A 12,528-nucleotide genomic window follows, 5' to 3' on the forward strand; every position below is an offset into this window, starting at 1 on the left:
TAAGAATCCATAGTATGGAATCTCACTTTTCGTCATTGCAAGGACTGAAAGGACGAAGCAATCCTGTAATGTAGAATCTCACTCTAAAAATTTCATTGTATTATTTTCTTTAATGCTGATAAGCTTTGATTTACAATAGAATCTTTGAAGTTTTAAGATTCCGTTGCTTCAAAGTCATTTTTGCCGCGCACGATAAACAAAATCCGCACCCCGCTAAAATCAAAATGCTCACGCAAAAAATTTACTAAATACCGCTTATAGCTGAAATGCAAACTATTGGGACGATTCATAATCAGCGCAATTTGCGGGGGCTTACTTTCAAATTGTGTCGCATAATAGACTTTGACAATTTTCCCATGATCGCTTGGAATTGGGTGGCGTGAAGTCGCTTCTTTGATGAGCGCATTTAGCTTAGAGGTTGGAATCCTAAAAGTGAAATTACGATAAACCTTGAGAATCTCACTCTCTAGCTTTTGGATATGGCGACCATTTTTAGCCGAAATTGTGAGAATTGGCGCGTATTCCAAAAACTTAAAACGCAACTTAAAATCTTCCAAAATCGCCTTAAAATCCTTGTGCGCAATATCCCATTTGTTCCAAACCACAATCACGCCTAATTTGTATTCATCTACCAAACCCGCGATTTTCTCATCTAGCTCCACAAAAGGTGCGGAAGCATCAAGCACCAAAAGTGCAATATCGGTGCGTTCCAAAACTCCGCGCGTCCTTTGCAACGCGAACTTTTCTAATCCTTCAATCTTGCCTCGTTTGCGGATTCCGGCGGTATCTACGAAATTAACTCTAATCCCGCCAATCTCCCCCATCTCATCGACAGGATCTATCGTCGTTCCTGCTATTTCAGAAACAACGGAGCGTTCGGATTTTAGCAAGGCATTTAAAAGGGAACTTTTGCCGACATTGACACGCCCGATAATTCCGATATTGATTTGCTCTTGGGGTTCATTGTTGGTGGATTCTTTGGAATCTAGCAAGGAATCATCTTCAAACTCTTCTAAATCTTCCAACTCCTCTTCTAAATCCCCCTCTGTATTAGCTGCGAAAAGTTGCTCTAAACCTTCGTTTTTAAGGGCGGATAAAATAGCATTTTCTAATTCTAGGATTCCGCGATTGTGCGAGACGGAGACAAAAAAGATTTGCTTTGCGCCAAACTCCATAAATTCCCACGCGTTTTGCTTTTCTTTATCATTGTCAATTTTATTGACGACTAAAAAAATATTTGGATTCTTGCGCTCTAGGGTATAAAAAACTTCTTTATCTTTAGGATTCGGCGGTGTTTTGCCATCAACGAGATAAAGAATCAAATCCGCGCTTTCTCCCGCATTCATAGAGTGTTTGGAGACATTTTGAAACAACGAATCTTTGTCGTCTAATCCCCCGGTATCTAGCAACAAAAAAGGCAAATCTTGTAAGAGTATCGTGGCTTTTTTGACATCACGCGTTGTCCCTGCAATCTCTGAAGTGATAGCGATTCTTTGTTTGCAAAACCTATTAAACAACGAGCTTTTCCCTGCATTAGGTCTGCCAACAATCGCAATGCTTCCATAAATCTTATCCATAAAAAACCTTTAAATTTAAAGTTTGATTTTACTTTAAGAGGGGGCATAAAGTCAAATCTTTAGCTTAATTTTAAGCATAAGATTCTATGATTTTATAAAAAATTTATGGAATCGTATGCAATCTAACAAACAAGCAATCATTGCAATGCTCCTTGCGGCATTGCTTTTTACAGGTATGGGAATGTTTGTCAAAACCTTAACGCCAAATTTGCCGGTGATTGAAGTAGCGTTTGCGCGGAATCTTTTTGGCTTGATTTGGCTTCTTGTTGCGCTAGGTTTGAATCCCCCAAAAACTCCACAAGGTGGCAAACCTTTTATTTTGTTTTTTCGTGGATTTGCAGGAGGCAGCGCGATGATGGCATATTTTTATAATATGTCTGTTATGCCTTTAGGAACTGCTTATGCGTTTTCTTATACTTCGCCGATTTTTATAGCACTTTTGAGTATGATTTTTATCCATGAGCGCGTCTCCTTGAAGATTTGGATAGCGATTTTTATGGGCTTTGGCGGGATCTTATTGATTTCAAACCCCCAAAGTATTGATTTAAGCTTTTTTGGATTCTTGATTGGAATTTATAGTGGAATCGGAGCGGCACTTGCTTATCTTTCCGTTGCTGAACTTGCCAAAAACTACGACCCACGCGTGATTATTGGCTCTTTAATGCTAAGTGGTTCAATTTTGCCACTTTTCGCACAATGTGTTTCTTATGAAAGCTATCCGATTGCTTTGTTTGAGCCTTTTGTAATGCCAAATTTGCAGGAATGGGGCTTGATTATCGGGCTTGGAGTGGTTTCAATCTATGCACAAATCTACCTTACCAAAGCTTATAGCTTAGGCAATCCACCGCTCATTGGCGCGATTTCTTATATCACGATTTTTTTAGCCACACTTGCTGGGATTGTTTTAGGCGATCAAGTGCCACACGGCTTTGTTGTGATAGGAATGATTTTAATTGCCTGTGGAGGAATCCTCGCTGCATTTTCAAGAAAACACAAACACGCTAGAAAATAGTGTTTTCTAAAGCAAAAATCAAATAAAACGCGTTATAATTAGAGTTTTTAATCCAATATAAAAACTAAAGGAATCTTCGTGTCAAAAGACGCACAATACGAAAACGCAACAGAGATTTTAGAAAAAACACAAGAGCCGATTCGTTATAGGGTGATTTTGCTCAATGATGACTATACGACGCAGGAATTTGTAATGGAAGTCTTGCAAATCGTTTTCCATAAAGGATTTGAAGAATCCCTTAATCTAATGCTTCAAATCCATCATAATGGCAAAGGGGTCTGTGGAATCTATCCTTATGATATTGCTGAAATTAAAGCAGTGCAAGTGCGCAAAATGGCAAAAGAAAAACAATATCCTTTACGCGCAATTTTAGAAAAAATATAAGAGAAAATGATGTTTGAAATTAGTAAAGAATTAAATATCGTGCTACAAAACGCACAAAAAGAAGCAAAAACTAGAGGGCATGAATATCTGACTTTAGAGCATATTTTCCAAGCCTTATTGGAGAATCCAAAAGTTGTTAAAACCTTGCAAGAATGCGGTGGAAACATTGATATTTTAAAACAGCAAATTAGGAGATATTTGGAGCATTTTTTGACTGCTTTTCCAGAATATCAAAACAATAGCGAAATGCCACAAGAGACTTTAGCAGTTACACGCGTGATTGAAATGATGATAAGCCATGTGCGTGGTTCTCAACGAAAACAAGCGCAAGTGAGTGATTTGCTTGCGGCGATTCTAGAAGAAGAAAAAGCATTTTGCACACAGATTCTAAAAACGCAAGGAATCACGCGTTTAAATGTGTTAGAATACATTACAGAAAATCAACAAGATTTCAACCTAGCTTCAGATAAAACCGAAAACAAAAATGCAATGAATTCCCAACCACAAGAAGAAAAACCCGAATCGGCACTTGAAAAATACTGCACCAATCTAACCAAAGAAGCAAAAGAGGGCAGAATTGACCCTGTGATTGGCAGAGAAATAGAGATTAGAAGATGTTTTGAAATTCTTCTCCGCAAGAAAAAAAATAATCCGCTTTTAGTGGGAGAACCCGGAGTGGGTAAAACCGCAGTCGCAGAAGGATTAGCACTCAAAATCGCACAAGAAGAAAGCCCTCTAAATCACACAGAAATTTATATGCTCAATATGGGCGCACTTGTGGCGGGGACAAAATATCGCGGGGATTTTGAAAAGCGCATTAAACTCCTAAGCGATGAAGTATGTGAGCGTGGGAATGTCGTGCTTTTTATTGATGAGATTCATATGCTCATTGGAGCAGGGGCAACTAACAGCGGCAGTATGGACGCGAGTAATTTGCTAAAACCTATGCTTGGCAATGGGAAATTGCGTTGCATTGGGGCAAGCACTTATGCGGAATATCGTTCGTTTTTAGACAAAGACAAAGCACTTTCGCGTCGTTTTGCCAAAGTAGAAGTTAAAGAACCAAGCGAAGAGGAAAGCGTCTTGATTCTACAAGGCGTGAAAAAATACTACGAAAACCATCATAATGTCCGCTATACTGATGAGGGAATCGCACTCATGGTAGAACTCTCTGTGCGTTATTTGCACGAGCGATTCTTGCCAGATAAAGCCATTGATATTATGGACGAAGTGGGTGCGAGTTACAAGCTAGATGGCAAAAGTGGCAAAGTAAGTTTGCAAAGCATTAAACAAATGGTTGCCAAAATGGCTAGAATCCCGGAGATTGAAGCGACGAAAGATGATAAAAGTTTGCTAAAAAACCTAGAGAAGCACCTCAAAAGCAGAATCTTTGGTCAAGATGAAGCGATTAGTGAAGTCGTTAGTGCGCTCAAACGCAACAAAGCGGGTTTAAGTGCGCCCAACAAGCCGATTGGTTCTTTTTTGTTCAGTGGTCCAAGTGGTGTGGGCAAAACCGAACTTGCTAAAGAAATCGCAAAATCTTTAGAAATTAATTTTGAACGCATTGATATGAGTGAATATATGGAGAAATTCTCTACTTCGCAGCTGATTGGCGCAGCAGCGGGTTATGTCGGCTATGAAAAAGGCGGAATCCTAACAGAAATGATTAAGAAAAATCCGCATACTTTGTTGTTGCTAGATGAAGTAGAAAAAGCCCACCCGGAAGTCTTGAATCTGTTTTTGCAAGTTATGGATTATGGCAAATTGACAGATAATAATGGGCAAAGCGTGGATTTCTCTTCTGTTATTTTAATTCTCACTTCTAATGTGGGCTCTAAAGAAGCTCCTGTGCTTGGATTCAAAAAAGATTCCACAGGGCGTTTTTCTAGCGCAATCAAAGAAAGCTTTTCTCCAGAATTTAGGAATCGCTTAGATGCAATTATTGCCTTTAACGCCTTAACAAAAAAAGAGATTCTAAGAATCGTAGAAAAAAATATCGCGGATTTAAATCGCCAAATTCAGCCTAAAGGTGTGGAAGTTGCCTTGACAAACAGCGCGAAAGAGTATTTGGCTGAAATTGGCTTTAGCGACGAGCTTGGTGCGCGTCCTCTTGCACTTATGATTCAAAAAGAAATCAAAAATCCAATGAGCGATTTAATGTTATTTGGGGATTTGAATAAAGGAGGCAAGGTTTGCTTTGAATACAAAAACCAAAAACTCACCTATCACCTTGAAACAAAAAACACAGAATCCAATACGCCAAAAGCCAAAGCATTATCCCGTAAAACAATTTCTAGTAAGGCGCAAACAAAGCCTAAACGCGTTGGCAAAAATGGCAAATATATAGAGGCAAAAGATGATTGATTTTGCTTGGAATTTAGAATCGCAAATCGCGGCGATTTACCGCAAAAGTGGTTATATACACGGAATAGAAAAAATAGAGGCGCAGAGTTTGGAATCCTTGTTTGGATTAGAAAAAGAAATCGCACTTTTACGCGCAAACACGGAGGCGTTTTTATATGAAAATTTAGGTGTTAATGTGCTTTTGTGGGGTGCTAGAGGCTGCGGCAAAAGCTCGTTGATTAAGGCTTTGTTGCTTCAATATGCTAAAGACAATTTAAGAGTTTTGCAAGTTGAAAAAGAAAATTTAGAGATTCTGCCAGAGATTTTGGATATTTTGCGCAACAAGCATTATAAGTTTATTATTTTTTGCGATGATTTGAGCTTTGAGAATAACGAAACCGCCTACAAAGGCTTAAAAAGCATTTTGGAGGGTGGATTGGAAGCATTACCGCAAAACATCAAAATCTATGCAACCTCTAATAGACGCCATTTGTTACCGGAATTTCACGATGAAAATGAAATTTTTGGCTACGAGGGAAATGAGGACAAAATCGCATTAAGCGATCGCTTTCCTTTGTGTATTGGATTCTACACGCAAGGAAGTGCAGAGTATTTGGAAATTTTGGCGGGATATTTCAAAGAAATAAAAGAAAAAGACGCAAAGCAGTGGGAAGAAATTTGCAGAATCGCAATGCAATATGCAGCGCAAAAAGGCTCTCGCAATCCACGCACAGCGGCACAATTTTACGCGCTTTATCAAAGCGGTTTGCTAAAATATTTATAACGAACAAGGAGGAAAAATGATTAAAAAATGTTTATTTCCAGCCGCAGGTTATGGCACACGATTCTTACCGGCGACAAAAACAACACCAAAGGAAATGTTGCCTATCATCAATAAGCCTTTAATCCAATATGGCGTGGAAGAGGCAATGGAGGCAGGAATCTACAATATGGCAATTGTTACAGGGCGCGGAAAAAGGTCGTTGGAGGATTATTTTGATATTAATTATGAGCTAGAACACCAACTTAAAGGCACAAGCAAGGAAAATATGCTTAAAGATATTCGTCATGTTTTGGAGGCTTGCACTTTTTCTTATACACGACAAATGGAAATGAAAGGATTGGGACACGCAATATTGGTTGGAGAAAACCTTGTAGGAAATGAGCCATTCGCAGTGATTTTGAGTGATGATTTGTGCGATAATGACGGAGAGGGTGTATTAAGCCAAATGTGCAGAATCTATGCTAAATATCGTTGCTCTATTGTCGCAGTAGAAGAAGTAGAACTTGAAGAAGTGAGCAAATATGGTGTGATTTCAGGAAGAAAAATAGATGAAGATGTTTTTGTAGTAGATAATATGATTGAAAAGCCTAGCAAAGAGGAAGCTCCAAGCAATCTAGCAATTATCGGACGCTATATTTTAACCCCGGATATTTTTGAGATTCTTCATCGCACAAAGCCGGGCAAAAATGGAGAAATTCAAATCACAGACGCGCTTTTGGAGCAATGCAAAAAAGGAATGGTATTAGCCTATAAATTTAAGGGCGTTCGCTATGATTGTGGAAGCGTAGATGGTTTTGTCCAAGCGACCAATGTATTTTATGATAAACTGAAAAAGTAAATCAATGTATAGCTTCAATCTCTATCTTTTTATCTTCGTATTTTTGTGCATTTTAATGATGCCATTTTTCCTACTTGCGGGAGGATTTGTGATTTATGAGCGAATCCAAACTTACCTTGCTGCTTTAAAAGGAAGAGAGAGAAAGTTTCAAAACATTAATTATTTAATTTCAATTTTCAAAGATGAAAACTCCGAACAAGAATTATTAGAAGAAGCCTTAGAGGCTTTCAATAAGCATTTTATGCACTTTGGAGAAATTAGCAAAGAAAGCAAAGAATATCAAGGGCGTATAGATTTCATCGGTGCGCTTTCTTGGTGTCCTAAAATGGATATTGACCGCGTCGTAAATTATCGCGAAGAACTCGTCAAAAGCAATCCAAACTACAAAAAAGAAATAGAAACCGTGATTGGTTCGGCATTAAAGAATCGTGATGAGAAAAAAGGCAAAAAGAAATAGGATTCAAATAACAAAAAGGAAAGCACAATGGATTATTTAGCGTTAAAAGGGCAGGTGCGTTTGCAAGGGGCTATTAATATCGCAGGAGCGAAAAATTCCGCCTTGCCTTTGATAGCGACTACTTTACTTGCCACAAACAAAGTAACCTTAGAAAATCTGCCTAATGTCGTAGATATTAAGACATTTTTAAATTTGCTCACAATGCTTGGCTGTGAAGTGAGCGAAATAGACGCGCACACTACGAGCGTAGAGATTTCTAAGCTTAATAGCACAAAGGCGACTTATGATATTGTGCGCAAAATGCGTGCGTCTATTTTAGTTTTGGGACCGCTTTTAGGACGCTTTGGACATTGTGAGGTGAGTTTGCCCGGAGGTTGTGCTATTGGTGCGCGTCCTGTGGATTTGCATATCAAGGCTTTAGAAAAAATGGGTGCAGAGATTCGTATTGAGGGCGGATACATCGTCGCAATGGCTAAAAATGGGCTAAATGGAGCGACCATTAACTTTGATAAAATCACGGTTACAGGGACAGAAAATATTTTAATGGCAGCCGCAATGGCAAAAGGCAAGACGACCTTAATTAATGCCGCCAAAGAACCCGAAGTCGTCCAGCTTTGTGAAGTATTAAAGCAGGGTGGGGTGGAGATTTATGGAATCGGAAGTGAAACCATAGAAATTTATGGGACAGATAGGGAGGGCTTGAAGTTTCCAGAGACCATTTGCGTGATTCCAGACCGCATTGAAGCAGGGACTTATTTGTGCGCAGGAGCGATTACAAACTCTCAAATCACCTTGCATAAAGTCAATCCTACCCATTTAGGGGCAGTGATTTCCAAACTTGAAGAGATTGGATTTAAACTTACCTTTAATCACGATTCCATTACGATTTATCCTGCAACAAAACGCAATGCCTTTGAACTCTCCACGACAGAATACCCCGGATTCCCTACAGATATGCAAGCACAGTTTATGGCACTTGCAACGCAATGTGAGGGCAGTAGCATTATTGAAGAAAGGCTGTTTGAAAATCGTTTTATGCATGTGAATGAGTTACAACGCATGGGGGCAAATATTAGTTTGCGTGGCAATACCGCGACGATTTATGGAATCAGCGAATTGATTGGTGCAGATGTAATGGCGACGGATTTACGCGCTTCTAGTGCGCTAGTGATTGCGGGTTTGGTAGCAAAAGGACAGACGGATATTCACAGAATCTACCATTTAGATAGGGGATATGAGAATCTAGAAGCCAAGCTCACAAAACTCGGTGCGCGAATCTCTCGTTTCCAAGAATAGGGCGGCTATGAAGATTCCGCATATTCCTGTTTTGTTGGAACAAGTTTTAGAATCTTTCAATACAGATTTAGCCCAAAGAGGCGGGGTGCTTGTGGATTGCACATTAGGCTTTGGAGGACATAGTGAAGCACTTTTGAAAGCATATCCAAAGCTTAAAATCATTGGAATTGACCAAGATAAAAATGCAATCCATTTTTCACTCTCGCGCCTAAAAGATTTTGGAGAGAGGTTTGAATCGCGTTTTGGCAGATATAGTGAGGTGCTTGGGCAGCTTTTAAGACAGGACGAAATGCGTCAAAATCTTGTTGGCATCTTGGCGGATATTGGCGTTTCTTCTTTACAATTTGACGACAGGGAACGCGGATTTTGCTTTGATTCAGAACAGCTAGATATGCGAATGAATCAGGAGCGAATCTTGGACGCCAAAGAGATTGTAAATCATTATAGTCTTAGCCAATTAGAGCAAATTTTTCGGGATTTTGGGGAGATTAGAGAATACAAAAAACTCGCGCGATTGATTGTGGATTCACGCAAAGTGCAAAAATTTACAAGTTCCAAAATGCTTAGTGATTTGATTGCCAAACATTTCAAACACCCCAAAATCCACCCAGCAACTCTTGCATTTCAAGCCTTAAGAATCGCGGTTAATGATGAATTAGGCGAATTAGAGCGACTGCTTTATGAAATTAGAGAAAATCCACTACCTGATGGGGCGAGGCTTTCTATTATTTCTTTTCATTCGCTAGAAGATAGGCTTGTAAAACTTGCATTTAAAGAATGGGAGAAAAAGTGCATTTGTGACGATGGGACAATGCTATGCACTTGTGGCAACAATCACCAAAAAGGAAAGAATCTTTATAAAAAACCTCTATGTGCCACAGAATCCGAAGTGCGCACGAATCCTCGCTCACGCAGTGCGAAATTGCGTTGCTTTGAATTTAATAGGGAAAACAAATGAAAAAGCTTAGAGAAGATTATTTGGATTTTTTAGAAGAATATTATCTTAAAGCCAACGATTCTGCGTTAAAAGCGCAAGACAAAGAGCAAGAATCCGATGAAAATCTTATTTTGCTAGACGACTTAAAACTTAAGACAAAAGAGGGCTTGTTAGAGGGGGCAGAATCGCAGATTGAAAGCTTGAATCTTGAAGAAAAAGAAGAGGTTTGGGAAATGGATTTTAATTCCAAAGAAATTTCTTTTAGATTCGTGTGCTTGGTTTTAGCGTGTATGTTTGTCGCGCTTTTGCTTTTTATCCCAAAAGTCTATATTTGCAACAATATTTACTATGTCAGCCGCAATCTAATCCAGCTTCAAGCGCAATTAGATTCTTTAAATGAAGAAAATAAATACATTAAAAAACAACTAGAAGATATTAAGTTTAAAAATCTAACATACGAATTGAATTTTTAGGATTCCAAAGAGAGTAGGGGGGGATACTCTCTTGTAAATTTAGAAAGTTTTAAGCGTTAAGGGTAAAGGAATTTGCACTAAAACCCGCGCTAGAGCAATGGAAAATCTCCAAACTCTCAATGTCCATTTTTTTTGCTTTCCATTCCAAAGGATTTTGCTCCTCGGCATTTTGTAAGCCCAATTTTGCCGTGGTAATGCTGATATTAAACTCTCTAGAGTTAAAGCCTTTAAGATTGCTAGAAGTATTAGAATCTTGTTGGTTACCAACCTCTTTTCCAATTCCCAAAAACACTTCCAAAGAGGAGCTTAAGACATTGTGTAACGATTCAAACAATAATGCCACCTCCTCATCGCTTCTTCCATAGATTCTACCAAAATCATTTTTCTGACTCAAAATTTCTTGAAAAGCATTGGATATTGCATTATTTGTGCTATCCATTACAAGTAACATATTATCCAAGCCGCTATTTTTGAAGCTTTCTCCATCAAGCTCCCCGTCGTATTCTAATGCGAATTTTTGTCCCTCCAAGAATCCTTTAAGTGCGTCATTGACGCTTTCTGCACTGCCGGTTATTTGACTTTCAAGGCTTTTGCCCATTACAAGCTGTGTTTTAGAAACAAAAGTATTGCCATTTTTATCTGTGATTTCAGAATCAAAATTCGCTACCAAAGAAGAAGTATAAGAGAGGCTTTGCGCATATTGTCCTGTTGCACTATCATAGCTTATCGTGTAGGTAATGCTTTCTTGCACTTCAATGCTACTTGCAGGGACTATTTGCACATTTTCTAAACCTTTTAAAGGGGTTTCACCTACTTTTTCGCCATTTAAAAACCTTAGATTGCTTAAAATATCCAAATCTCCATTTTTTGCGTTCTTAGTAGTGATTGCAGAATCCAACATTTCTAGTGGATTCTTAAAATCCAAAGATTTATCTTTTGGCGCGTTTTGCTCCTCTTTTGGCTTCATTTCATCGGGTAATTGTCTAAGATTCTGCAAATTTACCACATTATTTTTTGCATTTTGCAATCCAAAATTTAAAAGCCCACCTAGAACTTTATTTGTCAAATTTGCTCTTAGTGAATCTATCGGATTCTTTGCGGTTTCTGCGGTTTGGTTGGTTGCATTTGACTTGACTTTATTTTCATCTGTTTGCGCATTGTTTTGTTTAATGCGCGGTTTTAGATTGTTTAAAGCCTCGTTTGCAAAGGGATTGTTAAAGGTATTCAAAAAAGGATTGTTTTGAAATGAAATTGCCATTTTTGCTCCTAAAAATTAAAATCAATAAAACAAACGCGCATTAGGCTTCAAACCTAAAAGAAGCACTTGTTGCGTTCAATGAGCCAAAGAATAGACTAGAATTGTCTAGTTTTTTGCCCGCCCATTGCGCGTTGAATTGTTCATAAGAGGCATTAATTGTGAGCACATTTTGGTTTTTAAGCCAATCTGCAATCGCAGGATTATTTTGGTTTTCTTTAGGAATCCCAACAAACATATCTAGGTTAGAAGTCAGTATGTTTTTGAGATTAGAAAGCAAAGCCGATACATTTGTAGAATCTTTCGCGCTTTGAGAATCTGATTTTTGCACCGCATTAGATGCGGAATCTTCATTGGTTTCAAACAAGAAGAGCATATTATTTAATCCTTTTTGCAAACTCTCTCCCATTTCACTTAAATCGCCATCAAAATCTATATTGAAAGTTTGTCTTTCAAAAAAGTTTTTGAGGGCAGAGGAGAGTGATTCTTGCCCATTTGTGATTTGCTGTTCAAAGTTTTTACCCAATGCAAGCTGACTTTGCGTTTTCATTTTGTTGCCATTCTTATCAGAAAATTCTGCGTTAAAAGTCGCCGTAAAAGAAGAGGAGTATTGCAGAGTTTGGGAATATTCCCCGCTTTGACTATTGTAGCTTAAACTATAAGAAATGTTTTGGGTAAATTCAAAACTTGTGGCATTAAATAACGAACCCACATAAACGCCGCCTTTAGAACCGCCCGGAGCGTTTGCGCTTGAAGCGGGTAGTTGGGCATTTTTCATAATGCTTTCTAGCATAGAATTTGCAATCTCATCGTATCCATTTTGAATCGCATCTTCTAGGTTTCTTAGCATTACACTTGCAATGCTGTTTTGCGCTTTGTCTATCGGGCTAATATTGTAAATACTTTGCTTTGATTGGTTGCTGATTGTTATATTTGCATCTTGAGTGCCTGTCTTTGCGTTGTCGTTCTCTGTTTTTTCTCCATTATCGCGTCCTTTGGCGATTCTTGGTTTGAGATTATCAAACGCATTTGCGAATGAATTGTTAAAAAGATTGTTTTGGAATGAAATTGCCATCTTGTAATCCTGCCTTTACAAAAAACTTGAATATAATAATATCGTAAAAATTAATGAAAACTTAATAGCAATTCAAGTAAATTGTTGAATTTTTGAA

At 38.4% G+C, this 12,528-nt stretch carries 12 protein-coding genes; 9 read left to right on the forward strand and 3 right to left on the reverse strand.

Going from position 1 to position 12,528, the window contains the following annotated elements; translation table 11 throughout:
* Positions 1–152 precede the first annotated feature (152 nt).
* The gene (gene der / locus LS69_RS07400; protein WP_138123661.1) at positions 153–1,577 is read right to left on the reverse strand and encodes a ribosome biogenesis GTPase Der; all 1,425 of its coding nucleotides are present in this window, start codon (positions 1,575–1,577) and stop codon (positions 153–155) included.
* Positions 1,578–1,692: 115 nt separating this feature from the next.
* Between der and LS69_RS07405 the strand changes: the two genes are divergently transcribed.
* From LS69_RS07405 to LS69_RS10905, 9 genes are all read left to right on the forward strand, one after another.
* Positions 1,693–2,589 carry a DMT family transporter gene (locus tag LS69_RS07405; protein WP_238699254.1) on the forward strand — a complete coding sequence of 299 codons (897 nt, stop codon included), beginning with the start codon at positions 1,693–1,695 and terminating at the stop codon, positions 2,587–2,589.
* Between the two features lie 78 nt (positions 2,590–2,667).
* Positions 2,668–2,973, forward strand: coding sequence for an ATP-dependent Clp protease adaptor ClpS (locus tag LS69_RS07410; RefSeq protein WP_138123664.1), 306 nt, complete (start codon positions 2,668–2,670; stop codon positions 2,971–2,973).
* 9 nt (positions 2,974–2,982) lie between these two features.
* A complete protein-coding gene (locus tag LS69_RS07415) occupies positions 2,983–5,337 on the forward strand; it encodes an AAA family ATPase (protein WP_138123666.1) in 2,355 nt (784 codons plus the stop codon).
* Entirely contained in the window at positions 5,330–6,100 is a 771-nt protein-coding gene (locus tag LS69_RS07420) for a DUF815 domain-containing protein (RefSeq protein ID WP_138123668.1), read from the forward strand. Before LS69_RS07415 ends, LS69_RS07420 begins: the two co-directional genes overlap by 8 nt.
* 16 nt (positions 6,101–6,116) lie before the next feature.
* The gene (gene galU, locus LS69_RS07425) at positions 6,117–6,938 is read left to right on the forward strand and encodes a UTP--glucose-1-phosphate uridylyltransferase GalU (protein WP_138123670.1); all 822 of its coding nucleotides are present in this window, start codon (positions 6,117–6,119) and stop codon (positions 6,936–6,938) included.
* Positions 6,939–6,942: 4 nt separating this feature from the next.
* Positions 6,943–7,395, forward strand: a complete 453-nt coding sequence (locus LS69_RS07430; protein WP_138123672.1) for a hypothetical protein — start codon at positions 6,943–6,945, stop codon at positions 7,393–7,395.
* Between the two features lie 27 nt (positions 7,396–7,422).
* Positions 7,423–8,691: a UDP-N-acetylglucosamine 1-carboxyvinyltransferase gene (gene murA, locus LS69_RS07435; RefSeq protein WP_138123674.1), complete on the forward strand. Its 1,269-nt coding sequence runs from the start codon at positions 7,423–7,425 to the stop codon at positions 8,689–8,691.
* A gap of 7 nt (positions 8,692–8,698) precedes the next feature.
* The gene (gene rsmH / locus LS69_RS07440) at positions 8,699–9,649 is read left to right on the forward strand and encodes a 16S rRNA (cytosine(1402)-N(4))-methyltransferase RsmH (RefSeq protein WP_138123676.1); all 951 of its coding nucleotides are present in this window, start codon (positions 8,699–8,701) and stop codon (positions 9,647–9,649) included.
* Positions 9,646–10,101 (forward strand): hypothetical protein, encoded by a 456-nt coding sequence (locus tag LS69_RS10905; protein ID WP_238699256.1) that lies wholly within the window; start codon positions 9,646–9,648, stop codon positions 10,099–10,101. Before rsmH ends, LS69_RS10905 begins: the two co-directional genes overlap by 4 nt.
* A 49-nt stretch (positions 10,102–10,150) precedes the next feature.
* Here the strand turns inward: LS69_RS10905 and LS69_RS07450 are convergent, their stop codons facing one another.
* Entirely contained in the window at positions 10,151–11,359 is a 1,209-nt protein-coding gene (locus tag LS69_RS07450; protein ID WP_138123678.1) for a hypothetical protein, read from the reverse strand.
* Positions 11,360–11,399: 40 nt separating this feature from the next.
* Positions 11,400–12,431, reverse strand: a complete 1,032-nt coding sequence (locus tag LS69_RS07455; RefSeq protein ID WP_138123680.1) for a hypothetical protein — start codon at positions 12,429–12,431, stop codon at positions 11,400–11,402.
* Positions 12,432–12,528: the final 97 nt, after the last annotated feature.

This window comes from Helicobacter sp. MIT 05-5294 (assembly GCF_000765675.1).
Taxonomy (GTDB): Bacteria; Campylobacterota; Campylobacteria; order Campylobacterales; family Helicobacteraceae; genus Helicobacter_D.